Consider the following 26,332-nt stretch of genomic DNA (forward strand, 5'->3'; position numbering starts at 1 on the left):
TTATAAAGTGAAACTTTTTAGCGTGAAAAGAGAGAGGGCTTACATTATAGTGGATGACTGTGACAAAATTGATGAAATTTCATGCCCATAGCAATCATTTTTGCGGTATAATAAAAGCAACTCGAATTAAAAGGAGAGTGCCTTCATGGGAAAAGCAATTCAAGATAAAGATACACAATTAGTATATTTAAAAGAGCGTTTAAATATGTTCATTGAAGTAATTGATACAATTGAACCTGAAGAAGTAGAATTAGAAGATGTAGATCGTCTTCTTGCAATGTTAGATGAATTAGAATTAAAATGTGAGCAATTTAAAAAAGACGAATAATATATTAAAAAGGCTGCCAATTCCAATTTGGTAGCCTTTTTCTGTGCGGATAATAGAAGGACGATAGAAAAAGAGGTATAATCAAGTTGTGAAAAATTTCATTTATGCTTTAATAGCGTGAAACAAATAAAAAGCTAAAGAGCATAACAATGGAATTTTCAGCTCATAACGTTTTGGTAGCGTTCACAATTGAGGGGGAAGTAACAATGGAAAAGCTTCAAGAAAGCATGTATCAACTAATTGTTGAAACGTCAACGAACTTACCGAAAGATGTTCGTCGTGCGATTCAACAAGCGAAAGAGCGAGAAAATGCAGGGACTCGTTCTGCGATGGCACTTGGCACAATTACAAATAATATTAAAATGGCTGATGATAACATCTCACCGATTTGCCAAGATACAGGGATGCCAACGTTTAAAATTTATACACCAGTTGGTGTGAACCAATTAAAGTTGAAGGAAGCTATCTATAATGCGCTTGAGCGGGCGACAAAAGATGGTAAACTTCGTCCAAATTCTGTTGACTCTCTTTTTGGAGACAATAGTGGAAATAATTTAGGACCAGGTACACCGGTTATTAAGTTTGAACAATGGGAAAAAGATTATATTGATGCACGTTTAATCCTAAAAGGTGGTGGCTGTGAGAATAAAAATATTCAATATAGCTTACCGTGTGAACTAGAAGGACTTGGACGAGCTGGCCGTGATTTAGAAGGAATTCGTAAATGCCTTCTTCATGCAGTATACCAAGCACAAGGTCAAGGATGTAGTGCTGGTGTAATTGGTGTTGGTATCGGGGGAGACCGCACATCAGGTTATGAATTAGCAAAAAATCAATTATTCCGTACATTAGATGACGTCAATCCAGTACCAGAGTTACAACAACTTGAAGAGTACGTATTAGAAAATGCGAATAAGCTTGGCATTGGTACAATGGGATTTGGTGGAGAAACAACTTTACTGGGCTGTAAAATTGGCGTGTATAACCGCCTGCCGGCTAGCTTCTACGTATCTGTGGCGTATAATTGCTGGGCATATCGCCGCCTAGGTGTAACAATCCATCCTGAAACAGGTGAAATTATGGATTGGTTATATCAAGAAGGTGAAGATACACTTCAGCATGAAGCACAAGAAAAAACAGAGCAACGTGAGATTGTATTACAAGCACCAATTACAGAAGAGCAAATTCGTGGACTTCGCGTTGGTGATGTTGTAACAATTAATGGCATGATGTATACAGGTCGTGACGCAATCCATAAGCATTTAATGGATAATGATTGTCCAGTAGATTTAAATGGACAAATTATTTACCACTGTGGTCCAGTTGTTGTGAAAGATGACAATGACAATTGGCAAATTAAAGCGGCAGGTCCAACGACAAGTATTCGTGAAGAACCGTACCAAGGCGATATTATGAAGAAATTTGGTATTCGCGCTGTTATTGGAAAAGGCGGTATGGGTGCGAAAACATTAGCGGCTTTAGAAGAACACGGCGGCGTGTACTTAAACGCAATTGGCGGTGCGGCGCAATATTATGCTGAATGTATTAAAGAAGTGAAAGATGTTGATTTCTTACAATTTGGTATTCCAGAAGCAATGTGGCATTTACGCATTGAAGGTTTTAAAGCAGTTGTAACAATGGACTCTCATGGTAATAGTTTACATGCAGATGTTGATAAAACATCACTTGAAAAATTAGCGAGCTTTAAAGAGCCGGTATTTAAATAAACAAAAATGCATCTCGAATCTTTCGAGATGCATTTTTTGGTATATATAGAAAAACATGCACAGCATGAAAGTAAGTAAGTAAACAGAAACTACAGGTACGATTATATATGGAAAGGAGACTATTTATGAAATATAAATGGTTATATATCGGTCTCATTTTTTCAATTATGATGGCACTTGTTCCAGTTTCGGCATTGGCTTATACAAATACTCCACATAACTGGGGAATCCCGCGTCCTAAAAATGAAACAGTACCAGATGCAGGAAAGTTATATACGGATTTACTGCAAAAAAATGGCGGGTTTTATTTAGGAGATACGAAGAAAAAAGATATTTATTTAACATTTGATAATGGATATGAGAATGGATACACAGGGAAAATCTTAGATGTATTAAAAGAGAAAAAAGTACCAGCAACTTTCTTTGTAACGGGGCATTACATTAAAACACAAAAAGATTTATTGTTAAGAATGAAGGATGAAGGACACATTATTGGAAATCATTCTTGGAGTCATCCTGATTTTACAGCGGTAAATGATGAGAAGCTTCGTGAAGAATTAACGAGTGTAACGGAAGAAATTAAAAAAGTAACTGGGCAAAAAGAAGTGAAATATGTACGTCCTCCGCGTGGCGTATTTAGTGAAAGAACGTTAGCTCTTACGAAAGAAATGGGCTACTATAATGTATTTTGGTCACTTGCATTTTTGGATTGGAAAGTGGATCAGCAAAGAGGATGGCAATATGCGCATAATAATGTTATGACGATGATTCACCCAGGATCTATTTTATTACTTCATGCAATATCAAAAGATAATGCAGAAGCACTTGCGAAAATCATTGATGATTTGCGCGAGAAAGGGTATCATTTTAAAAGTCTAGATGACTTAGTAAAAAGCAATCAACCGTAAGCATGTATGCTTACGGTTTTCTCATGCTATAATGATGTGTAAAAAGGATGGGGAAACGTATGTGGAGCGAACATGTTACGTTAGAGTATCCGTATCATTTTGAAGAAGTATTAAAACGTTTATCTTTTGATCCTCTTAACGTCATTCAATTAGATGAGAAAGTCATTTATATCCCGCTTTGTATAGACGAGGAACAGGTTATTGTTCGCTTGCAAGGGATTGGTACTGTTCAAAATCCACAGTTTTGGATTTCTAGTCAGACAGGAAATCCGGAGAAAGTTATGAAACGAATGAGGGCCATTTTTCATTGGAATGAACCGTTTCAAGATATACAAAATCATTTTTTAAACACATCATTACGTCCACTATTTGAAACATATGCTTATACTCCAATTATTTTAGAATTTGATTATTTTGCTTGTCTTCTTCGCTGTATCATTCACCAACAAATAAATTTGAAATTTGCTACTGTGTTAACAGAACAATTTGTGAAACGGTATGGAATAGAGAAGAACGGTGTATTCTTTTTCCCCACTCCGGAAATAGTAGCAAATATTTCAATAGAAGAATTGAGAGAGCAGAAGTTTAGTCAGCGAAAGGCTGAATATATAGTAGGATTAGGTCGAAGTATTGTCAGTGGTACATTAAATTTAGCGAGTATAGAAAATGGGACGGAAGAAGAAGTTTCAGCACAATTGTTGCCAATTAGGGGAATTGGTGCATGGACAGTGCAAAACTTTTTAATGTTTGGGCTTGGACGGAAAAATATGTTCCCGAAAGCGGACATTGGGATTCAGCGTGCAGTGCAAGGTATATTTCAATTAGATGATAAACCTGATGATGCATTTTTAGAAAAAGTGAAACAAGAGTGTGAACCATACTGCAGTTATGCAGCGTTATATTTATGGAAAAGTATAGAGTAGAGGTGTAATAATGATACAAAAGCAACATGAGAGTAAGTTGGAAGTTGGTCAAACGTTTCCTGTGACAATTAAACGTCTTGGGATTAACGGAGAAGGCGTTGGTTATTTTAAGAGACAAGTTGTTTTCATTCCAGGGGCATTACCAGGAGAAGAAGTTGTTGCAGAAACAACGAAAATTCAGCGTGGCTTCGCTGAAGCGAAAGTGAAAAAAGTTCGTAAAGCTTCACCGCATCGTGTGAAAGCACCGTGTCCAGTATATGAGGAGTGTGGCGGTTGTCAGCTGCAACATTTAGATTATAAAGAACAATTGAATCAAAAGCGTGATATCGTTGTACAAGCATTTGAGAAGTACATGAAAAACAGTATGGAAGAGAAAATTCGTCCAACGCTTGGCATGGAAAATCCATGGCATTACCGTAATAAGAGTCAATTACAAGTGGGGCGTAAAGACGAAAAGGTTATTACAGGGCTATATAAACAAAACTCACATCAGTTAATTGATATTGCTCACTGTATGATTCAACATAAAGCAACGAATGAAGCGACAAAAGTTGTAAGACGTATTTTAGAAAAATTAAATGTTTCTATTTACAATGAGAAAAAACAAAAAGGTTTAGTACGCACAATTGTAACACGTACTGCAGTTCAAACAGGGGAAGTACAAGTTACACTTATTACAACAAAAGAAGAATTACCAAATAAAGAACAATTTGTTGCAGAAGTACAAAAACAGATGCCAGCGGTTAAATCAATTATGCAAAATGTAAACTGGCGTAAAACATCTGTTATTTTTGGAGACAAAACATTTAAATTAGCTGGAAAAGAAGTAATTCAAGAAACACTTGGCGATTTATCATTTGAATTATCAGCACGTGCATTCTTCCAGTTGAATCCAGAACAAACAATTGTTTTATATGATGAAGCGAAAAAAGCAGCTGCGTTAACAGGCGATGAGAAAATTGTAGATGCGTATTGTGGTGTTGGTACAATCGGACTTTGGCTTGCAAATGATGCAGCGGAAGTACGTGGTATGGATGTAATTCCAGAAGCGATTGCAGATGCAAGAAAAAATGCGAAGCGTCACGGATTTACAAATACGAAATATGAAGCAGGTAAAGCTGAACAATGGTTACCGAAATGGGTAAAAGAAGGATGGCGTCCAGATGTAATTGTTGTCGATCCACCACGTACAGGTTGCGATGATAAATTACTGGAAACAATTTTAAAAGTGAAGCCGAAACAAGTTGTGTATGTGTCTTGTAATCCTTCTTCATTAGCACGTGATGTACAAGCATTAATGAAGAGCTATGAAGTGGAGTATGTGCAACCAGTTGATATGTTCCCGCATACAGCTCACGTAGAAAATGTAGTGAAGCTTGTTAGAAAGTAAAGTTTATTAATATTCCCTCATGGTATGAGGGAATATTTTCTATGAAGGAGAATATTATGCATAATTATAAATTAACGATTCAGTACGATGGTGCACGTTTTAAAGGATGGCAACGTCTCGGTAATAACGATAATACGATTCAAGGAAAAATCGAAAGTGTCATATCTGAAATGATCGGAAAAGAAATTGAAATTATCGGTTGTAGTAGAACAGACGCTGGTGTACATGCTTTGAATCAAGTTGCTAACTTTCAAAGTGATGAGAAGTTAGTGGAACATAAAGTGAAAAAATATTTAAATCAATATTTACCTAATGATATTAGCATTACGAATGTGGAAGAAGTACATGATCGTTTCCATGCTCGTTACAATTCTAAAGCAAAAACATATCTGTATAAAATTTGGAATGAAGAGCATACAAATCCATTTATGCGTAAATACAGCATGCATGTGAATAAAAAATTAAATGTGAAAAGCATGAAAGCAGCTGCAAAACATTTAGTTGGTTCACATGACTTTACTGCTTTTTCAAATGCGAAATCAAAGAAAAAATCTATGGTTCGAGAAGTATATACACTTGATGTGATGGAAGAGGCAGGGTTTGTACAAATTAGAGTAAGTGGCAACGGCTTCCTTCATAATATGGTAAGAAAAATTGTTGGGGCATTAATTGAAGTTGGATTAGGACAATTAGATGCTGAAGCAATTCCAAACATTTTAGAAGAAAAGCAGCGCAATCAAATTAATTGTCTTGCTGAGGCAAGTGGGTTGTATTTAGAGAATGTTGAGTTTTAATGGCAAATAAAAAAATCGGGCTAAGTAGCTCGATTTTTTTAGTATTACGAAGATTTTTCATTTTTTATACGTAGCTTTAAATTCCAAAAAGCAGCAAGCATAATAGCTGCAAAGGAGCCAAAAATTGTTCCTAATAGCTTTGCATAAGGAGAGCTGCTTACATCGGCATTAATGAATAACATCATACAGAGCATGGCAGGGAAAAAGTATAAGTATTGTAATAACTTTAATTTTTTATCATTACTCATATATAGCCCCTTTCTAGCATGTTATACGTTTATTATAACATATTTTACCAAGTTGTTTTTGCACTTGGAGACATGTTCATTTCATATGTGTAAATGCAGTTTTTTAATTCGATATTGTAAGTTTTGCCTACTTAATCCTAAAAATTTTGCAGCTTGTGAAATGTTGCCATGATTCTCTTTAAGAATTTGATTAATGTAGTTCTTTTCCATTTTTTCTATTGTGTGTTTTAAAGTTTTAGGTGCATCAGTATTGTGATTAGTTAGTGCATGCTGCATATTGAATTCGGTTTTTATTCGTTCACGAAAGCGAGTAGGCATATGAAACGCTGTAATGATGGTTTCATCTTCTATCAAGTTCATGGAACCTTCAATTATATGTTCCAACTCCCGTACGTTTCCAGGCCAATCGTATGCATAGAAAAATTCTCTTACATTTACATCTACATCGGTTACGTTGAGCCCAAATTGAGTATTATATTTTTCAATAAAGTGCTGAACAAGAGCTAGAATATCTTCTTTTCTTTCACGTAAAGGCGGAAGACATAAAGTAACGACGCTTAATCGGTAATATAAGTCTTCTCTTAATCGATTATGTGCGATGGCTTCGAAAGGATCTTCATTGATAGTTGCTATAATACGAACATCAATTTCTTTTTCGTGTGTGCCTCCGATTCTTCGTATTGTTTTTTCTTGTATAGCTCGTAGTAACTTCGCTTGAAGTGCTGGACTTAATGAGTTGATTTCATCTAATAACAAAGTTCCTCCGTTCGCTTCTTCAAATAAACCAGCTTTATCGATAGCTCCTGTAAATGCACCTCGGTTTGTACCGAATAATAAGCTTTCCATGAGTGTATCAGGTATAGCGGCACAGTTCTGTGAAATAAAGGGTTTTGTTGAACGCTGACTTTCATTATGGATGCTTTGTGCAAATAGTTCTTTCCCAGTGCCTGTTTCTCCTACTAGAAGTATGGAGGAAGATGTACGAATTACTCTTTTTCCTTCAGTAATGATTGATTGAATAGCTTCAGAATCACCAATTATGTGATCAAAGGTAAATTTAGTACTTTGTTTTCGAGAAGGGCCCATTCTTATTGTTTGCTTTAAGTTACTAATTTCTTTTGATATTTCAATAGCGCCTTTAATTTTTCCATTTTCTATTATAGGGAAAGTATCGTTAATCGTTGTAATTTCTTGTCCTTTATTGTTAAAATACGTTTGTTTTATATTTTTGTTTGTTTTTCCTAATTTTAATGCCTCTATAAGAGTACTATTTTTATTTTCTTCAAATGCAAATATTTCTAAAGGACTTTTATATAATACATCTGAGCGTTCCATTGATTCAATTTCCATCATTTTGCGGTTATAGATAATCGTTTTACTTTCCTCATTAATAATATGAATCCCGATATCGAGTTCATTGAGTAAAGTTTCATATAGCATGTTCATTTCAATGATCTGTTTAAAATTAATGTCTTCTGTACGCATAGATTATCTTCTCCTCATTTCACCCTATGAAGACTGACTTTTTATAATTTTATTAAAATTCTTATAAAATCGCAAAATTTTTTTGCTATTTTCCTTTTAAAACTTTTCAAATGATAGAAAAATTTTGCGGTTGTGCACGCTTTTTTGTGTAAAACTCTCATTTAATATATGAATTAGAGACTTGGTACGCATTTTGCATAAATAATATTTGAAATCTCTAGAGGGGAGAATATGAATTTTTACAGGATATACAACGTTTCGGTGTCAATTAATAAGAGGGAGGGGTTTATAAAGTGAAGACAGTTATAGAAGGTGTGTATAGTCCTTGTTATGGAAAAGTAGAGAAGTTATTTGTTACGGAAAGTTCTTACGTATACGAGTGGGAGAAATTAGCGTTAATTGAAACAATAGATAAACAGAAAGTAGAAATTAAGATAGGAATCAGTGGTTATATTGAATCATTAGAAGTAGTAGAAGGACAAGCTATTGCTGATCAAAAGTTATTAATAACAGTAAGGGATGACCTTTTAGTAACAGGCAGTGATTAATGTAAGTGATATGTATTTTTGCTATTTTAAATCATTATTTTTACGGTGAAGAATTTTAAAAACGCTTACATTAAATGGATTGGCAAAGTGAAAAGGGGGGATTTATATGATGGATCAAAACCAAGGATTAAAAAGAGAATTGAAAAGCAGGCACATATTTATGATTGCACTCGGTGGAGTTATTGGTACAGGACTTTTTTTAGGATCAGGTTATACGATTCATGAAGCTGGGCCTGGAGGAGCAATTGTAGCCTATCTTGTCGGTGGATTTGTAATGTATTTAACGATGCTCTGTCTTGGAGAATTAGCGGTTGCGATGCCTGACGCAGGGTCTTATCAAACGTATGCGACAAAGCATATTTCCCCTGCAGCGGGTTATGTAGTGGGATGGATGTCGTGGTTAAACTGGTCTGCTACGATAGGCATTGAATTAATTGCAGTTAGTATTTTGATGAAACGTTGGTTTCCTGATGTACCGTCATGGATTTGGTGTGTAGTGTTCGCGGTACTGCTCTTTGCTATTAATGCGTTATCTTCAAGAAGTTTTGCGGAAGTGGAATTTTGGTTTGCAAGTATTAAAGTAATTACAATTATTGCATTTATTATTTTGGGCGGGGCAGCAATGTTTGGGTTTCTAGATATGAAAGGGAATGAACCAGCGCCAATGTTCTCTAGCTTTACTGATTATGGTGGATTGTTTCCAAATGGATTATCAGCCATTTTAATTACAATGATTGCAGTTAATTTTTCTTTCCAAGGAACAGAATTAGTTGGTATTGCAGCAGGTGAGAGTGAAAATCCAGAGAAAACGATCCCGAAGGCAATTAACAATACAGTTTGGCGTATACTTGTTTTCTTTGTACTATCTATTTTTATTCTTGCTGGACTATTCCCTTGGCAGCAAGCAGGAGTAATAGAAAGTCCATTCGTAGTTGTATTTGATAAAATTGGTATTCCTTATGCAGCAGATATTATAAATTTCGTTATTATTACAGCAGTACTATCCGTTGCGAATTCAGGATTATATGCAACTTCGCGTATGCTATGGTCTATGTCTAATCAAGGAATGATTAGTCCAATTTTTGGCAAGTTATCTAAAAACGGTGTTCCTATTTATGCATTAATCGTAAGCACAATTGTAGGGTGTCTCTCACTACTATCAGGTATTTATGCGGAAGATACAGTTTATTTATGGCTGCTTTCTATCGCTGGATTCGGAGCGATACTAGTTTGGGCATCTATTGCTTTATCAAATTTATTAGCTAGAAGGTCATACATGAAGCGGGGCGGGGATGTTAAGGACTTGAAATTTAAAACACCATTGTATCCATTTGTACCACTTCTTGCGTTAGTATTAAATTTAACAGTAATCGTTGGCATGGCCTTTATTCCAGAACAAAGAATGGCATTGTATTGTGGCATTCCATTTATGATTGTTTGTTTACTGTTTTATCGTGCTACAAGAAATAAGGGAAGTAATGTAGAGCATATTAAAAAGACAAATACAACGGAAGTAGAGAGTTTATAATAGTGATTAATTAGGAGACTGTAAAATTGTAAACAGTCTCTTTTTTTGTGAAAATAAAGCTGGAAACATACTATGTATGCAAAGGGGAATTAGCGATGAATCCAGAAGTTTCGCAGTTGTTAAAACAAATAGATTCAAGGAAAGAGGAATTACTAGAACTTACAAAAACTTTAATTCGTTTTGAAACACCAGCACCGCCAGCGAGAAATACAAATGAAGCACAAGAATTTGTTGCAGAGTTTTTAAGAAAACGAAATTTTAGTATTGATAAATGGGATGTATATCCGAATGATCCGAATGTTGTTGGGGTAAAAAAAGGGATAAAAAGTGACTCATATAAAAGTCTTATTATTAATGGACATATGGATGTAGCCGAAGTGTCAGCAGATGAGGCATGGGAAACAAATCCATTTGATCCATTTATAAAAGATGGCTGGTTAGTTGGACGTGGCGCAGCAGATATGAAAGGTGGGCTGGCTGGAGCGCTATTTGCCATTCAACTTTTACAAGAAGCTGGTATTGAATTACTTGGAGATTTAACTTTTCAATCGGTAATTGGAGAAGAAGTTGGAGAAGCAGGTACACTTCAATGCTGCAAAAGGGGTTACGATGCTGATTTTGCAGTCGTAGTGGATACGAGTGATTTACATATGCAAGGGCAAGGCGGTGTCATTACTGGATGGATTACAGTGAAAAGTCCGCAAACGTTTCATGATGCAACGCGTAGACAAATGATCCATGCTGGAGGACGTTTATTTGGAGCGAGTGCGATTGAAAAAATGATGAAAATTGTGCAAAGCTTACAAGAATTAGAGCGCCACTGGGCAGTCATGAAAACATATGAAGGCTATCCATCTGGAACAACAACAATTAATCCAGCTGTTATTGAGGGAGGAAGGCATGCGGCGTTTATTGCGGATGAGTGCCGATTGTGGATAACAGTGCACTTCTATCCGAATGAAACACATGAACAAATAATAAACGAAATTGAAGAGTATATTGGAAAGGTGGCAGCTGCCGATCCATGGTTAAGTGAAAATCCGCCACAATTTAAGTGGGGCGGAGAATCAATGATTGTAGATCGTGGGGAAATTTTCCCTTCATTAGAAGTAGATAGTGAACATAAAGCTGTAAAAAAACTTAGCTCAGTACACGAGTCTATTCTATCAAAAAATGAAATTTTAGATATGTCTGCAACGGTAACTGATGGTGGTTGGTTTAGTGAGTTTCACATTCCAGCGATTATATATGGACCAGGTACATTAGAAGAAGCACATTCTGTAAATGAGAAAGTTGAAATTGAACAGTTAATTGAATTTACAAAAGTGATAATAACATTTATATATGAATGGTGCCACACGAAAAAATAGATTTGTATAGTAAAATCGTACGAGTATGTATACTTGTACGATTTTTTAGTGAACTATTTCAGAGTTGAATATAAACAACTGAAATAGTTCTTTATTTTGCTATGTCTTTCGTTTCATTTCAAGTAATTTCTCTTTTGCTAATTCAACGGCAATCGCATCATCTAAATAGCCAATTGGAAAGAGATAGTCGGGAATAATATCTGTCGATAAAATGAAATAAAGTAATGCGCTCCCAAGAACTGCACGTTCTTCTTTTGAAATGGTTTCATTACAAAATTGTTGATACATATCTGTTAATTGTTCAATAAAAGGACCAGCACTATCAATTTGCTCTAATTTGCTTGCAAAACTGTCATGAATACGTTTTTCGCCTTCTGTTGTCTGGGCATAGCGTTCGTAATTTTCGAGTTCTTGTTTTACGCGAGTTGTAGTGTAATCGAAATCGAATAAGTTAGAGGATTGTAAAGTTTGTTGAATGGTATCAAGAGATGTGTACATATCCGTTTTTTCTTTATTAATGTGAGGAGAATCAGGGTACATTTCATCAAATAACAATTGGGGTGGAACTTGAAGACATTCTGCAAATTTTTGTAGATGTTTTTGTTTTGGTGGTTGTTTGCCATTAATAATTCTTGAGACTGTTGCAGGATCAATATTTGTAAGTATTCCTAGTTGGCGCATAGATAAGGCGCGTTCTTTTAAAAGTTTTTTTATTAATTTACCAAGCCGATCATTCGGGTTTTCATTAGCCATAGTGCAGGCACTCCTTTTTTAGTGTTGAAAAAATGTTGAGCATTTATTACAAGTATATGAAACAGACAGGCACAGTTGCTCAACATTTTCATAATATGCATTGAAAAGTGAGAAAAAGGGGTGACTATTTATGAGTACGGCAGGCTTATTTTCAATTCTTTTAATCGGGATCGCTTCTAATTTAGATAATGCAGGTGTTGGAATTGCGTATGGCATTCGTAAAATTCGTATTTCGTGGTTTAACAATTTTATCATCGCATTCTTCGGGTTTTTATTTACTTTACTAGCTGGATTTTTTGGGAACTGGATTGCGTTATTTATTTCAGAGTTTACAGCAAACCTGATTGGAGCAATCGTTTTAGGGATAATCGGGGTGTTTATTTTATGTCAGCCTTTCTTGAGTCAAAAAAATACTGTAGATTCTAAAGGTGATAATGTACTTATGGGAATTTTACGTGATCCAGAAAAAGCAGATTTTGATGGCTCTAAAACAATTAGTTTTTCTGAAGCACTTGTTTTAGGAGTTGCATTATCTATTAATAATATTGCAGGTGGGTTTGATGCTGGGGTAACAAATTTAAATCTTTGGCTTACAGCGACTATTTCTGGGGTGTTTAGTTTTATTTGCATAAGTGGTTTTGCATATGTAGGGAAACGATATTTAGCAGCATACTTAGGGAAATGGGCGACGGTTATTGCAGGAGTGTTATTAATACTTATTGGGATTGATCAGTTGTTGTGAAAATAGAAAAGCAATGTTCGAGCATTTCCTCGGAAATACTTGAATAAATTGCATATATCGACATCGGATATTTACTTCTTAATAAATAAAAAGCACCTACATACTACATAGGTGCTTTTTAGCGTATGTCTTCAATTAATTGCTCTGATTCTTCATGCATACTGTATTCACTTAACACTTGGATGCAAAGCCATTTTAATTCCTCGATAGTATGCTCAAGTTCTTCAGGAAGCACATGATGAATGTCTTCAAGTCCCATCCCGAAATGAATAAGTTCAAGTACTTGATCATCGATGTTCCGATCCATTAATAATTCAAGTACTTCTAAATTGAATATGTATCGGTGAGCTTCGTCGAGTGAAACAACTTTTAACTTCAAGCTTTCTACAATACTCAATATAAAAAGAAGGATTGTTTTTTCAAGAACAGGTTGTTTTCCCATTTGAAATATTAGTTTCATCTTTCACACCTCCACATATAGCGCTAGGTTGTACTATATTATTCAGGAGGGGGGAACAAATATGCATGATATAGAGAAACTTTCAGCACTGTTTTTGTAAGAGGATTGATAACTGACAAAAGTGAGGTTTTGGTGAAATAAAAAATCCTGCTAGTATAGCAGGATAACTCGCGATTAAAAAATACTCCAGCCTTCTTGAGCAGAAAGAAGTTCAAGAATTTTAAAACCAGCAATACTATTTCCGTTTGCATCTAAAGCTGGTCCGAAAATGCCGATTCCCATATCGCCTTTTACGCAGCCGAAAATACCACCCGCTACACCACTTTTTGCAGGGATACCAACGCGTATTGCAAATTCACCAGATTCGTTATACATACCACATGTGACCATAAATGTTTTGCAAATTTTTGTAATATGTTTAGGGATGATTTGTTTCTTTTTATATGGATCATATCCATCCATTGCAAAAATTAAGCCGATACGTGCTAAATCAATGCAGTTTACTTCAACTGCGCATTGACGAGTATATAAATCCATAAGTTCTTCAATATCACAATCGATAATACCGTTTTGTTTCATATAATAGCAAAGCGAACGATTTAGATAAGCTGTCTCTAATTCTGAATCGGCAACTTTAGAGGAATAATTAATAGTAGGGTTATCTGTTATTTCACGTACAAAATGAAGAATACGTTCCATTTTTTCCTCGTTATCTTTTCCTGCTAACATGCTTGTAATAGCTAATGCTCCTGCATTTATCATTGGATTAAGGGGTTTGGATGGACTTGTCGTTTCTAACTTAATAATAGAATTAAATGGGTCACCCGTTGGTTCCATTCCAACTTTAGAAAATACATATTCTTCACCACGGTCTAAAAGGGCAAGGGCAAGTGTAATTACTTTGGAAATACTTTGAAGAGTAAATAGTGTTTGTGAGTTGCCTGCATGGATATATTCTGTTTCTTTATGGAAAATGGCAATCCCTAAATCGTCTGGATTTGCATTTCCTAGTTCGGGGATATAAGTAGCAAGTTTTCCTTTTTTCGTATATGGTTTTACTTGTTCTAACAACTGTTGTAAGTTGTTTGTTTCAATGCACTGCATAGTACCAACGCTCCTATTTCGAATTAACTAAGTTTACTTTTCCCGATATGCTCGGAAATAAATAATAACATGAAAAAGTGGAATGATAAAACGAAAGTTATATGTTCTATAGTAGGTCGTTCTTTCAAGTCCTTTGTATTAAAAAAGGAGAATTTCCCTTTTATATAACAGTTTGGAAATAGGAGATTTATCCATAAAAAATTCGAAAATAAAAACTACACATCTATACAACTATATGTTATTATGGTTATGTAAATAGAAAGCGTTTTCTAAGGCGTACTTATAATGATAACGATTTCATAAATTTGATAGGGGGAATTAAAATGTTGCAGTTTTTACAACGTATTGGTAAAGCGTTAATGCTTCCAATCGCCGTACTACCAGCAGCAGGATTATTGCTTCGTTTAGGGCAACCAGATGTATTTGATATTCCTGTTATGGCACAGGCCGGTGCAGCAGTTTTTGATAATTTAGCACTCATTTTTGCAATTGGTATTGCAATCGGTCTTTCAGTTGATGGTAGTGGTGCAGCAGGTCTTGCAGGTGCAATTGGTTATCTAGTTATGAAAAACAGTATTGATGCACTTAGTAAGGGATATTCTACTGTAGAATTACAAGATAAATTAGGCAAAGTCCAAGATTTAATAGGTAATAGCGCTAATGTTGATCCATCTAAGCTTGCAGATACAATGACACAAGTATCTAAGGCAGCCGAATTATCGACTAAAGTGGATATGAAAGTTTTAGGTGGTATTATTGTTGGTGTTATAGCGGGACTTCTTTATAATAAATTCCATAAGATTAAACTTCCAGAATGGTTAGGGTTCTTTGCTGGAAAACGTTTCGTCCCAATAGTTACATCGGTTGTGATGTTAATATTAGGAATTCTATTCGCACAAATTTGGCCAGCAATTCAAAATGCTATCGATGCATTAGCTCATGGAATTGTTAATTTAGGGGCAGTTGGTTCAGGTCTATTTGGTTTATTAAACCGTCTATTAATTCCAATCGGTTTACATCATGTAATGAACACATACTTCTGGTTCGTACTTGGTGACTTTACAAATGCAGCAGGTAATGTTGTAAACGGTGATATTGCTCGCTTCCTTGCCGGAGATAAAACAGCGGGTATGTTTATGACTGGTTTCTTCCCAGTTATGATGTTCGGTTTACCAGCAGCATGTTTCGCAATGATTGCGGCTGCTAAACCAGAAAAACGTAAAATGGTTACAGGTATGTTAGGTGGTCTAGCATTAACTTCATTCTTAACTGGTATTACAGAACCAATTGAATTCTCATTCATGTTCTTATCACCAGTATTATATGGTATTCATGCTGTATTAACAGGTCTGTCTCTATTCATTACAACAACACTTGGCATTCACGATGGTTTCACATTTAGTGCCGGTGCAATCGATTACTTCTTAAACTTTGGTATTGCAACAAAACCAGTATTACTTGCGGGAGTCGGTTTAATTTACGCAGTAATTTATTTCGTTGTATTCTACTTCTTAATTAAGAAGTTCGATTTAAAAACTCCTGGTCGTGAAGACGAAGAGGAAGTAGCTGAAGGTGAAGAAGCTCCAGTTGCAGGTTCAATTGGTGAAACTTACGTAGCAGCTTTAGGTGGAAAAGAAAACTTAACAGTTATTGATAACTGTGCAACACGTCTACGCTTACAAGTAAAAGATGCTGGTCAAGTAAATGAAGCAGCATTAAAACGTGCTGGTGCAAAAGGTGTTATGAAATTAAGTAATACAAGTGTACAAGTTATCGTAGGTACAAATGTTGAATCTGTTGCCGATGATATGAAAAAACACGTATAAATAATGAGATAAGAGGATGTCCAAAAAGATTGATAACATCAATTTTTTACAGGATATCCTCTTTTTTTGTTAACAATTTAACGGGAATCTTACTTTTGTAAATTTTCTTTTTCTTTTTTGTACATATGGGTTGGTAATATGTGTAGTGCGTGATAAAGTAGGGATGATATAGAATGGATTATCCATAATCTACTAAAATAAATCTTTAGTAGAGGAATTAAATTATTGGTGAGTAAGGGGAAAAAAGCAATTATGGATCAGGAAAAAAATAATGCGAATGGGAAAGCAAATCGGCCGATTGTATACATAAAAAGGACAATCATTTTCGTCTTACTATTATCACTTGTATATTTCATGTATACAAAAATTGTTGCGCATAATAAGAAAGAAGAAACTTTAAAAGCGGCAGCAGAAATGAAGAAACAAGAAGAGCTAAAAAAGAAAGAAGAAAAAAAGAAACAAGAAGTACAAAAGCAAAAACAAAAAGAGCAGGAAGAACAAGTGAAGCAAGCGCAAGCTGCGGAACAGCCTGTTGAAGGACCACCTCAAGAAATTAATGAAAACGCTCAATTGGACCAGTATTTACAAAACGCAGGATTTAGCGGGACAGCTGTTATTGTGAAGAACGGAAAAGTTCTTCTGAATAAAGGGTACGGTATGGCAAATAAAGAGCAGCAAGTACCGAATAATTCAGAGACGACTTTTTATATTGGTTCTATTTCAAAGGCGTTTGTAGCAACTGCTATTATGCAATTGAAAGATCAAAATAAATTACAAGTTGAAGATACTGTTGCGAAGTATATTCCAGATTTTCCACAAGGTAATAGTATTCAGCTAAAACATCTATTAACACATACATCAGGGATTCCAGAATATGAGCAAGGAAAAGAAGATATTTCCCATGAAGAACTGATAAAGCGGATAGGAAATCAAAAGCGTATTGGTGGTCCAGGAGAGAAGTGGAAGTATTCCGATTCGAACTACTCTATACTTGCATACATTGCCGAGAAGGTAAGTGGACAGTCGCTTGAAGAATATATTAAACAACATATTTTTGCTACTGCCGGTATGAAACATTCTGGTTTTGGCACAGCGTTAGAACAAACAAGATTCCCATCAACGGGTTATAAAATAGTAAATAATAATATGACAACACCTAATATTCCGAGCATGTCACAACTATATGGTTGTGGTGATATATATACGAGTGCACATGATTTATATTTATTTAACGAAGCGTTATACTCTGGAAAGTTAATTTCAAAAGCGAGTTATGATCAAATGTTTACAGCCGTGAAAAAAGATTACGGATTTGGCTGGTACGTAGACCCAGGAAGCTATTCGAATCACGGTGTAATGCCAGGTTGGAATTGTTTAAATGGATTTAGTAAAAATGGTAGTGTGTATGTTGTTTTATTATCTAACATTCAAAACAACATTAAATCATTTGGTAAAGTGAATAATGACATTTATACGATGTTGCGAAATATTGAAGTGTAAGAAACTATCCTTTTGGATAGTTTTTTTTTGCCCTGAAACAAATATTTCTTTTAGAAAATGTATGCCTTACCTATCACAAAAATATCTATTTTGTATACATTAAGATGTATGGATGTAAAATTTTATAATCTAAAAATAATAGGAGGAGAAGTGTATGTGTCTGTTCAGAAAATATTGGCATAAATTATCAAGATTGTTTAATAGACAATTAAGCTATTTTTTAGATGATAAATTATTGCCTGCTGTGGAACGACTTTTATTTTCGCAAAACTTTGCAAGGTTTATTCAAAGAAACTCTAAGCAAGCTACGGAAGAATTTATAAAATCAAGCCAATTTCAATCTATTATTTGCAACATTTTAAAAGAATGCAATACATCACCTTTTAAAGAAATTGCAAAGCAGTATTTAGGTAAAAATGTTGAAATTACGGTGACAGTTGGACAATTAACAGGCGTTATTGTAGCAGTCGGTGATGATTTCTTAACATTGCAAGAAGGTATAGGAACTGAAGTTTTATTACCATTTACAAGTATTATATCAATTAAAGAAGTGTAAGAAAGGAGAGCTATATATGTTATTTACTGATGAATTACGTAACCATGTTGGTGAATTAGTGCAAGTTGTGACAGCTGTGGAAATTGTTACAGGCATTCTTTTATCTGTGACAGATGGGGCGGTAAGTGTTCGTACTTCTCCTTCTTATGGACCACCGGAAGATGTAATTGTGCGTACTCCTATTATTGCTTATGTTCGCTTGGAAGGGTAAGCGTGATACAAGTATGAGAGTATCAGTTGTTATTCCAGCGCACAATGAAGCGAGTACTTTATCACAAGTTTTAGTAGAAGTGGAGAAGCTCAAGCCTTACGAAATTATTGTAGTAGATAATGGCTCGACAGATGGAACGAAAGACATAGCGTTACAACATCATTGTCACGTGATTTATTATAAACATTCTCTTGGCAATGATGTTGGACGGGCTATTGGAGCTAGAGAAGCAAAAGGTGAAATTGTTTTGTTTTTAGATGGTGATATTGTTATTGATAGTAAAGAGTTACAACGTTTCGTGAAAGGAATTCGACAAGGGCATCAAATTGTTGTGAATAATTTAACATGGTCGGTTTATTTAAAGATGAGACCACATTATACGACAGTTGGAAAGTTCATGTTGAATCGTTATTTGAATAAAAAGGAGCTTGTTGTTGGATCTTTAATTGCAATTCCACATGCGATGAGCAGGGAAGTTATCGAGAAACTTGGGTGGTGGAATTTAGCAGATCCAGCACTATTTCAAGCGATAGCGATGTCTAGAGGAGTAGATATTGTTGATACGGCTTCGGTCGATGTAATTCACACAAATAAGGTTCGTCCTGTGCATACAGGAACATCACCTGGTTCTCCTTATCCGAAAGCGACTAGCCGTATTATGGGTGATCATTTACGTGCTTTGCAATATGTAATCGAAACATATGGTAAACGCGGCGGTTTTTCGGAGGGAAACAGGGATAGGGAGTTTATAGGGAACTATAAACCAGTTGTATTAAAGAAGGAAAAAGCGAAATATAGTGCGATTATACCAGTGTCAGAAGAAAAAATGACGATAAGATTTGTTATACAAGAAGTAAAAAAAGCAGGGGTAGATGAAATTATTGTTGTCGCGAATGGAGCAGATTTTGAGACTGTTAAACAGGCAAAGCTAGAGAATGTTATTGTTGTTGAATTCGGGGAGGCGCTTGGACATAATGTAGCACGAGCGATAGGTGCCATGCATGCTACGGCAGATATTTGTTTATTCGTTGATGGTGATTTTGTTATTCCAGCAAAAAAGCTCACTCCATTTTTGCAAGCTGTTGAAGATGGAAGTGACGTGGTTTTAAATGATTTACAATGCTTATTAGATATGTTTCATCCTGCAGATCCAATTAGTATGGGGAAATATTTTGTGAATTTAGTAGCGAAAAGACCGGATTTATGGAATAACTCATTAACGGCAGTACCACATGCTATGCATAAAAGGGTAATAGAGAAAATAGGATATGACTCGCTTGTTATTCCGCCATTAGCTCAAATGAAAGCTATTTTGGAGGTTTTTTCTATTACAGCAGTAGAATTTGTAGATGTTATAAAAACCAATCGGGTACGCCCGGAGCAACATGGATTTGTAAATGGACGTATTCCGGCATTTGACCGTATTTTCGGTGATCAACTTGAGGCGATTGCTTATCTATTACAATATACAGACGAACGTGGGAGTTTTACAGATGGAGATCGCGATAGAGACACTATTCTACAATTGAGAAAGGAAGAAAAGAATACAGATGAATGCTAGTAGTAAAGTAGCTATTATTGGATTAGGGTATGTTGGTCTTCCTTTGGCAGTCCATTTTGCAGAAAGAGGACATACCGTACTTGGATTAGATAAAGATACTAGAAAAATAGAATCGATTATAAAAGGAGAAAGTTATATTCCAGATGTTTCTTCTAAAGTGTTGCAAAGTTTATTGACTAAAAATAAATTAATAGTAAATACACCAGATAAAGGTATTACTGATTTCCAAAGTAGTGATTATGTTATTGTTACTGTTCCAACTCCAATTAATGAACGAAGAGAACCAGATTTAAGTGCCCTCATTTCAGCTTCGCATTATATACAACAAAATCTCCAAAAAGGACAAACCTTCATTTTTGAAAGTTCCACATATCCAGGCACACTTGAGGAAGTTATTATTCCTATTATTTCTCAAGCTGGCCAAAAGGTAGGAGAAGATTTCTATATCGGATATTCCCCTGAGAGAATTGATCCAGCAAATAGTCAATATTCAGTTCAATCTATTCCAAAAGTTATTAGTGGACAAACAGAAAAGTGTAAACAAAAAGTACAGGATTTATATAGTACCATTTTTGACGTAGTTGTACCTGTTAGTTCGCCGAAAGTAGCAGAGATGTGTAAGCTATTTGAAAATATTCAGCGCTTAGTTAACATCTCTTTAGTAAATGAGTTAAACACATTATGTGAAAGTTTAGGGATTGATTTTTATGAGGCCATTGAAGCGGCATCTACAAAACCTTTTGGATTTACTCCGTATTGGCCAGGACCAGGGATAGGGGGGCACTGTATTCCCGTAGACCCCTTATATTTTCAATGGAGAATAAAAAAGAATGGGGCAATTAGTCAATTAATTGAGGCGGCACATGTAATTAATGAAGAAATGCCAGAGAAAATAGTCCGGAAAGTAAAGGGTATGGTGCAATCACCCGGACTAGTTTTAATTGTAGGAATCGCATATAAGAAAGATGTAAATGATTTGAGAGAATCACCGGCTTTGCCAATTATTCAATTACTAATAAAAGAAGGATACGAGATAAAATACCATGATTCATATATTTCTTCCGCGGAAATTGGAGATAAGGTGTATCAATCTGTTGCTTTGGATGAACAAACAGTTAAAGAGGCAGGTTGTATTTTAATTTTAACTGACCACTCTAATATCGATTGGAAGCTTTTTAAAGGAATGAACCGAGTAATAGATACAAGGGGAATTATAAAGAAGGTGAGTGTATGAGTAAGAAATGTTTAATTACAGGTGGGGCCGGATTTATTGGATCTCATTTAGCTGAAGAGTTGGTGAGAAGGGGTTATAAAGTCACAATTGTGGATAACTTCTATAAAGGGAAAAATAAGTATCATAATGAGCTAATGAGAGAGATTCGAGTTATTCCAATAAGTGTTTTAGATAAAAATTCTATTTATGAATTAGTAAATCAACATGATGTAGTGTTTCATTTAGCAGCAATTTTAGGTGTTAAAACGACAATGGAAAAAAGTATAGAGCTCATTGAAACGAATTTTGACGGAACGAGAAATATTTTACAAGCAGCATTAAAAGGAAAGAAGAAAGTAGTTTTTGCATCTACTTCAGAAGTGTATGGTAAAGGCAAACCGCCTTTCTCTGAAGAAGGAGATCGATTGTATGGGGCAACTTCTAAAATTCGTTGGAGTTATGCAGTTTGTAAAACGTTAGAAGAAACATTATGTTTAGGATACGCATTAGAAGGCTTACCTGTAACGATTGTTCGTTATTTTAATATTTATGGTCCAAGAGCGAAAGATGGTCCATATGCAGGGGTAATCCCGCGATTTATCCGTGCAGCTTTGCAAGGAGAAGACATTCTCGTATATGGAGATGGAAAGCAGACACGTTGCTTTACGTATGTGAGTGATGCGGTAGAAGCAACAATTCGGGCAATGGATGAGAAGGTAAATGGTGAGATTATTAATATAGGTTCTGAGAACGAACAGAGTATAAAAGAAGTAGCAGAAACAATTAAAAAACTAACGAAATCTTCTTCGAAAATTGTACAAGTTCCTTTTGAGGAAGTATATCCACATGGCTTTGAAGAAATTCCGAATAGAAGGCCGAACGTAAAGAAGTTAAGAGAACTTGTTCAATTTCAAGCGACAGTAACGTGGGAACAAGGATTGAAAGAAACTATTAAATGGTTTCGTGAAGAAAACAATGGCTAAGTCGCTATCAGTTATTATTCCTGCAAGTAATGAAGTAGATACGATTTCAGACGTTATTCAATCGGTCAAACCGTTAAATCCAGTAGAGATTATTGTCATAGCAAATGGTTGTAATGATGGTACAGAAGAGGTTGCTAATCGGTTAGGTTGTAAAGTAATCAGGTATACAGAACTATTAGGAAACGATGTTGGGCGTGCAGTTGGCGCAAAACATGCGATAGGTGATGTATTACTATTTATAGATGGGGACTTTGCTATTCCAACTTCCAAATTACAATTGTTTCTTAATCCAATTTTACATGATCAGACTGACATCGTTTTAAATAATTTGGACGCATTGTTTTTAAAGAAACAAAAACCCCATTCCGTTACAGTGTGGCGTCAAATATTAAATGCAATGTTAGAGCGTGAAGAATTAAAGATAGATTCTTTATTATCTGTACCTCATGCGTTGACGAAAGAAGTCGTCCAAAGTATTGGATATGAATGTTTAGTTAATCCTATTGTAGCTCATTTACGTATAGCACAAAGTAAATGGAGAATTAACCGTCATTGTGCTATTGATGTTATTACGCCGAATAAATTTCGACCGATTGAACATGCTGCATATGGAACGAACCTTTCTCAATCTGAAAGACGAATGATAGGTGATCATATAGAAGCAGTTGCAGAACGAATAGTAAGCAGTGATATACGCGGGGGATATTATGATGGAAATAGGAAAAGGGATAGCGTCTATCATACTTTAAATTTCGAAGATTTTTATCAAGGATGGGGCGTTACATCCAATTTGTATAGAGAAAAGCAACTATCGGTTGTTATTCCTGTACAAAATGAAGAGAAAACAATTGGAAAGGTTATAGAAGAGCTTCGTAAAATTGAACCTTTTGAAATCATCGTTGTCGTAAATGGTTCGTCAGATAAAACAGCAACGATTGCAAAAGACAAAGGCGCAACAACCATTGTATATAAAGAAGCCCTTGGAAACGATGTAGGGCGTTCACTTGGAACTTATTTTGCAAAAGGAGAAATTGTGTTATTTATAGATGGTGATTTTGTTATTCCAGCTAGTGAACTATATCCTTTTGCAAAAGCTATTGCAGATGGAAAGGACGTCGCATTAAATGATTTAAATCATTATTTAGATTTAAGAGTACCACTTCATCTTGTAACTGCATTTAAGTATGCGCTAAATTTAGCTTGTGATAGAAAGGATTTAGGGGTAGGCTCACTTATTGCGGTACCTAATGCATTTAGCCACAAGTGTTTGAAAGCAATTGGATACAAATCTTTATTGTCACCTTGTGTAGCACAGGTGAAGGCTCTTCTTTCTGGATTTGAAATTGCATGTGTATGTCGTGTTGAGGTTGATAAGATGAACCGTATTCGTCCCAGTGAACATTTTGCAAAAATAGGTCATCCTCCAGCTGTACTTCGAATTATAGGTGATCATATAGAAGGACTAGAGCAAATAATTGCATCAACAGACAATCGTGGCGGATTCTATGATGGCAATAGAAAAAGAGATGTTTTATAGAAGTAACAAAAAAAGTGTACAACATGTGTACACTTTTTTGTTCTGTTATAAAAACTATAACAGATTAGGAGATAAGAGTATTACAGCTCTACAATGGGTATTGTTCTTATATTACAAAATAGGACTCGTATATAAGGATACCAAAAAAATACAATTAAGGAAAGGGTTAATTTTAAAGACTTTTAAATGAAGTTAACACTATATATATAGTGGTTTGCTCAACATTTCACAAACATGTCACAACTATTTCGTTCACTTTCGTAAAAAAGTAGTATTCTAAGTGTGTAAGCTGTTATATAAAAAATCTTAGTCCTGTACTAATCAAAAATGGAGGAGATTAGGATGACTCAAGTATTAGAAAATGTTAAAAACGCATGGGAAAACTTTAAAGGTGAAAAATGGAAAGCAGAGATTGATGTTCGCGATTTCATTTTAAATAATGTAAACGTTTTCGAAGGAGACGAATCTTTCTTAGCAGAAGCAACTGAAGCAACGAAACAACTTTGGGATCAAGTAATGGATTTAACAACAAAAGAACGTGAAAACGGTGGCGTTCTTGATATGGATACAAAAATTGTTTCTTCTATTACATCACATGACCCAGGATACTTAAATAAAGATATTGAAAAAGTAGTTGGTTTCCAAACTGATAAACCATTTAAACGTTCTTTACAGCCATATGGTGGTATTCGTATGGCAGAACAAGCTTGTGAATCTTATGGATACGAAATGGACAAAGAACTTAGTCGTATTTTTAGAGATTGGAGAAAGACTCATAACCAAGGTGTATTTGATGCTTATACACCAGAAATGAGAAATGCACGTAAATCAGGTGTTATTACTGGTCTTCCAGATGCATACGGTCGTGGACGCATTATCGGTGACTATCGACGCGTAGCATTATATGGTATTGATCATTTAATTGAAGCGAAAAAAGCTGATTTGAATTTAACTGGTGGTGTAATGAGCGAAGATACAATGCGTTTACGCGAAGAGTTATCTGAGCAAATGCGTGCACTTCAAGAACTAAAACAAATGGCTGCTTCTCATGGTTTCGATATTTCTAAACCAGCAACAAATACACAAGAAGCATTCCAGTGGTTATACTTCGCATATCTTGCAGCGATTAAAGAGCAAAACGGAGCTGCAATGAGTCTTGGACGTACTTCTACATTCTTAGATATTTACATTGAAAGAGATTTAGCAAATGGTACTTTAACAGAAGAAGAAGTACAAGAAATTGTAGATCACTTCATTATGAAATTACGTCTTGTGAAATTCGCAAGAACACCTGATTATAATGAATTATTCTCTGGTGACCCAACTTGGGTAACTGAATCTATCGGTGGTATGGCATTAGATGGTCGTCCATTAGTAACAAAGAACTCATTCCGTTTCTTGCATACATTAGATAATTTAGGACCAGCTCCAGAACCGAATTTAACAGTTCTTTGGTCTAAACAATTACCAGAGAACTTTAAAAACTACTGTGCGAAAATGTCCATCAAAACATCAGCAATTCAATATGAAAATGATGACATTATGCGTGCTGATTACGGCGATGATTACGGAATTGCTTGTTGTGTATCTGCAATGAGAATCGGTAAGCAAATGCAGTTCTTCGGAGCTCGTGCAAACTTAGCGAAAGCATTATTATATGCAATTAACGGTGGTAAAGATGAAAAATCAAAAGCACAAGTTGGTCCTGAGTACGCACCAATTACTTCTGAAGTACTAAATTACGAAGAAGTTATGCATAAGTTTGATATGACAATGGAATGGTTAGCGGGTCTATATTTAAACACATTAAATGTTATCCATTACATGCATGATAAATATAGTTATGAACGTATTGAAATGGCACTTCATGATACAAATGTTCTTCGTACAATGGCAACAGGTATCGCGGGTCTATCTGTAGTAGCAGACTCATTAAGTGCAATTAAATACGCACAAGTAAAACCAATCCGTGATGAAAATGGTATTGCAGTCGACTTCGAAATTGAAGGGGACTTCCCTAAATACGGTAACAATGATGATCGTGTAGATGAGATCGCTGTAAATCTCGTGAAAACATTTATGAATAAACTGCGTAAACATAAAACATATCGTAATTCCGTTCATACAATGTCAATTTTAACTATTACATCTAACGTTGTATACGGTAAGAAAACTGGTAACACTCCAGATGGACGCCGTACTGGAGAACCATTTGCACCAGGTGCAAATCCAATGCATGGACGTGATACAAAAGGTGCATTAGCTTCATTATTATCTGTAGCTAAATTACCATATGAAGATGCACAAGATGGTATTTCTAATACATTCTCTATTATTCCAAAAGCACTTGGTAAAGAAGATGATGTACAAGTACGTAACTTAGTATCTATGCTTGATGGCTATGCAGTAAAAGAAGGCCATCACTTAAATATTAACGTATTTAATCGTGAAACATTAATGGATGCAATGGAACATCCTGAGAAATATCCACAATTAACAATTCGCGTATCTGGTTACGCTGTAAACTTTATTAAATTAACTCGTGAACAACAAATTGATGTAATTAACCGTACAATGCATGAAAGCATGTAAATGAAAAAAGTGTCCCTTCGCTTTTAATACATAGCGAAGGGAGGC

The 26,332-nt window shown here is 35.3% G+C and carries 25 protein-coding genes and 1 pseudogene; 21 read left to right on the top strand and 5 right to left on the bottom strand.

Annotation, left to right across the window (positions count from 1 at the left end; all coding sequences use genetic code 11):
• The first annotated feature begins 145 nt into the window (after positions 1 to 145).
• The 6 genes from OXT04_RS18060 to truA all read left to right on the top strand — a co-directional run bounded on the left by OXT04_RS18060 (position 146) and on the right by truA (position 6,070).
• Entirely contained in the window at positions 146 to 328 is a 183-nt protein-coding gene (locus OXT04_RS18060) for an SE1561 family protein (RefSeq protein ID WP_000513558.1), read from the top strand.
• A 206-nt stretch (positions 329 to 534) separates the two neighbouring features.
• Positions 535 to 2,055 carry a class I fumarate hydratase gene (gene fumA / locus OXT04_RS18065; protein WP_000413530.1) on the top strand — a complete coding sequence of 507 codons (1,521 nt, stop codon included), beginning with the start codon at positions 535 to 537 and terminating at the stop codon, positions 2,053 to 2,055.
• Positions 2,056 to 2,180: 125 nt separating this feature from the next.
• Positions 2,181 to 2,963, top strand: a complete 783-nt coding sequence (pdaA, locus tag OXT04_RS18070; protein WP_000875957.1) for a delta-lactam-biosynthetic de-N-acetylase — start codon at positions 2,181 to 2,183, stop codon at positions 2,961 to 2,963.
• A gap of 59 nt (positions 2,964 to 3,022) precedes the next feature.
• Positions 3,023 to 3,886 carry a DNA-3-methyladenine glycosylase family protein gene (locus OXT04_RS18075; protein WP_000269415.1) on the top strand — a complete coding sequence of 288 codons (864 nt, stop codon included), beginning with the start codon at positions 3,023 to 3,025 and terminating at the stop codon, positions 3,884 to 3,886.
• Between the two features lie 10 nt (positions 3,887 to 3,896).
• The gene (gene rlmD, locus OXT04_RS18080) at positions 3,897 to 5,276 is read left to right on the top strand and encodes a 23S rRNA (uracil(1939)-C(5))-methyltransferase RlmD (protein WP_000615211.1); all 1,380 of its coding nucleotides are present in this window, start codon (positions 3,897 to 3,899) and stop codon (positions 5,274 to 5,276) included.
• A gap of 56 nt (positions 5,277 to 5,332) precedes the next feature.
• Positions 5,333 to 6,070, top strand: coding sequence for a tRNA pseudouridine(38-40) synthase TruA (truA, locus tag OXT04_RS18085; RefSeq protein ID WP_000553114.1), 738 nt, complete (start codon positions 5,333 to 5,335; stop codon positions 6,068 to 6,070).
• Between the two features lie 44 nt (positions 6,071 to 6,114).
• Here the strand turns inward: truA and OXT04_RS18090 are convergent, their stop codons facing one another.
• Positions 6,115 to 6,318, bottom strand: coding sequence for a hypothetical protein (locus tag OXT04_RS18090; RefSeq protein ID WP_000063861.1), 204 nt, complete (start codon positions 6,316 to 6,318; stop codon positions 6,115 to 6,117).
• An 81-nt stretch (positions 6,319 to 6,399) separates the two neighbouring features.
• The gene (locus OXT04_RS18095) at positions 6,400 to 7,803 is read right to left on the bottom strand and encodes a sigma-54 interaction domain-containing protein (protein ID WP_001258420.1); all 1,404 of its coding nucleotides are present in this window, start codon (positions 7,801 to 7,803) and stop codon (positions 6,400 to 6,402) included.
• Positions 7,804 to 8,096: 293 nt separating this feature from the next.
• Here OXT04_RS18095 and OXT04_RS18100 point away from each other — a divergent pair, with 293 nt between their 5' ends.
• The 3 genes from OXT04_RS18100 to OXT04_RS18110 all read left to right on the top strand — a co-directional run bounded on the left by OXT04_RS18100 (position 8,097) and on the right by OXT04_RS18110 (position 11,249).
• Positions 8,097 to 8,351, top strand: coding sequence for a biotin/lipoyl attachment domain-containing protein (locus tag OXT04_RS18100; RefSeq protein ID WP_000859489.1), 255 nt, complete (start codon positions 8,097 to 8,099; stop codon positions 8,349 to 8,351).
• 106 nt (positions 8,352 to 8,457) lie between these two features.
• Entirely contained in the window at positions 8,458 to 9,879 is a 1,422-nt protein-coding gene (locus OXT04_RS18105) for an amino acid permease (protein WP_097946541.1), read from the top strand.
• A 95-nt stretch (positions 9,880 to 9,974) separates the two neighbouring features.
• On the top strand, positions 9,975 to 11,249 hold the full coding sequence (locus OXT04_RS18110) for an acetylornithine deacetylase (RefSeq protein ID WP_267416495.1): 1,275 nt from the start codon (positions 9,975 to 9,977) through the stop codon (positions 11,247 to 11,249).
• A 99-nt stretch (positions 11,250 to 11,348) separates the two neighbouring features.
• Here OXT04_RS18110 and OXT04_RS18115 read toward each other — a convergent pair whose 3' ends face one another.
• Complete coding sequence (locus OXT04_RS18115; RefSeq protein ID WP_001262773.1) at positions 11,349 to 12,002, bottom strand: DUF1232 domain-containing protein; 654 nt, start codon at positions 12,000 to 12,002, stop codon at positions 11,349 to 11,351.
• Between the two features lie 130 nt (positions 12,003 to 12,132).
• Here OXT04_RS18115 and ytaF point away from each other — a divergent pair, with 130 nt between their 5' ends.
• Complete coding sequence (ytaF, locus tag OXT04_RS18120; protein ID WP_097913250.1) at positions 12,133 to 12,744, top strand: sporulation membrane protein YtaF; 612 nt, start codon at positions 12,133 to 12,135, stop codon at positions 12,742 to 12,744.
• A 118-nt stretch (positions 12,745 to 12,862) separates the two neighbouring features.
• Here the strand turns inward: ytaF and OXT04_RS18125 are convergent, their stop codons facing one another.
• Both OXT04_RS18125 and glsA read right to left on the bottom strand, forming a co-directional pair.
• On the bottom strand, positions 12,863 to 13,204 hold the full coding sequence (locus OXT04_RS18125) for a DUF3969 family protein (RefSeq protein WP_000766603.1): 342 nt from the start codon (positions 13,202 to 13,204) through the stop codon (positions 12,863 to 12,865).
• A gap of 174 nt (positions 13,205 to 13,378) precedes the next feature.
• Positions 13,379 to 14,308, bottom strand: a complete 930-nt coding sequence (glsA, locus tag OXT04_RS18130) for a glutaminase A (protein ID WP_001149850.1) — start codon at positions 14,306 to 14,308, stop codon at positions 13,379 to 13,381.
• A 69-nt stretch (positions 14,309 to 14,377) separates the two neighbouring features.
• Between glsA and OXT04_RS29810 the strand changes: the two are divergent.
• From OXT04_RS29810 to pflB, 11 genes and pseudogenes are all read left to right on the top strand, one after another.
• A pseudogene (locus OXT04_RS29810) lies at positions 14,378 to 14,490 on the top strand (transcriptional regulator).
• A gap of 141 nt (positions 14,491 to 14,631) precedes the next feature.
• Positions 14,632 to 16,134, top strand: a complete 1,503-nt coding sequence (gene nagE / locus OXT04_RS18135; RefSeq protein ID WP_000938908.1) for an N-acetylglucosamine-specific PTS transporter subunit IIBC — start codon at positions 14,632 to 14,634, stop codon at positions 16,132 to 16,134.
• A gap of 252 nt (positions 16,135 to 16,386) precedes the next feature.
• Complete coding sequence (locus OXT04_RS18140; RefSeq protein WP_000371817.1) at positions 16,387 to 17,634, top strand: serine hydrolase domain-containing protein; 1,248 nt, start codon at positions 16,387 to 16,389, stop codon at positions 17,632 to 17,634.
• 154 nt (positions 17,635 to 17,788) lie between these two features.
• Positions 17,789 to 18,190: an LSm family protein gene (locus OXT04_RS18145; RefSeq protein ID WP_000335542.1), complete on the top strand. Its 402-nt coding sequence runs from the start codon at positions 17,789 to 17,791 to the stop codon at positions 18,188 to 18,190.
• Between the two features lie 16 nt (positions 18,191 to 18,206).
• Positions 18,207 to 18,401 (top strand): LSm family protein, encoded by a 195-nt coding sequence (locus OXT04_RS18150; protein WP_000899476.1) that lies wholly within the window; start codon positions 18,207 to 18,209, stop codon positions 18,399 to 18,401.
• 13 nt (positions 18,402 to 18,414) lie between these two features.
• Positions 18,415 to 19,962, top strand: coding sequence for a glycosyltransferase family 2 protein (locus tag OXT04_RS18155; protein WP_267416506.1), 1,548 nt, complete (start codon positions 18,415 to 18,417; stop codon positions 19,960 to 19,962).
• Entirely contained in the window at positions 19,952 to 21,196 is a 1,245-nt protein-coding gene (locus tag OXT04_RS18160; protein ID WP_000994262.1) for a nucleotide sugar dehydrogenase, read from the top strand. The genes OXT04_RS18155 and OXT04_RS18160 overlap by 11 nt, the downstream gene beginning before the upstream one ends.
• Positions 21,193 to 22,158 carry an NAD-dependent epimerase/dehydratase family protein gene (locus tag OXT04_RS18165; protein WP_000037053.1) on the top strand — a complete coding sequence of 322 codons (966 nt, stop codon included), beginning with the start codon at positions 21,193 to 21,195 and terminating at the stop codon, positions 22,156 to 22,158. Before OXT04_RS18160 ends, OXT04_RS18165 begins: the two co-directional genes overlap by 4 nt.
• Positions 22,151 to 23,695, top strand: coding sequence for a glycosyltransferase family 2 protein (locus OXT04_RS18170; RefSeq protein ID WP_001130009.1), 1,545 nt, complete (start codon positions 22,151 to 22,153; stop codon positions 23,693 to 23,695). Before OXT04_RS18165 ends, OXT04_RS18170 begins: the two co-directional genes overlap by 8 nt.
• On the top strand, positions 23,664 to 23,885 hold the full coding sequence (locus tag OXT04_RS18175; RefSeq protein ID WP_002094217.1) for a hypothetical protein: 222 nt from the start codon (positions 23,664 to 23,666) through the stop codon (positions 23,883 to 23,885). The genes OXT04_RS18170 and OXT04_RS18175 overlap by 32 nt, the downstream gene beginning before the upstream one ends.
• Positions 23,886 to 24,037: 152 nt before the next feature.
• Positions 24,038 to 26,287, top strand: coding sequence for a formate C-acetyltransferase (gene pflB / locus OXT04_RS18180; RefSeq protein ID WP_098662003.1), 2,250 nt, complete (start codon positions 24,038 to 24,040; stop codon positions 26,285 to 26,287).
• The last annotated feature ends 45 nt before the right edge of the window (positions 26,288 to 26,332 follow it).

It is taken from the genome of Bacillus sp. GC_Bacil_1 (assembly GCF_026540675.1).
In the GTDB taxonomy this organism is placed as follows: domain Bacteria; phylum Bacillota; class Bacilli; order Bacillales; family Bacillaceae_G; genus Bacillus_A; species Bacillus_A cereus.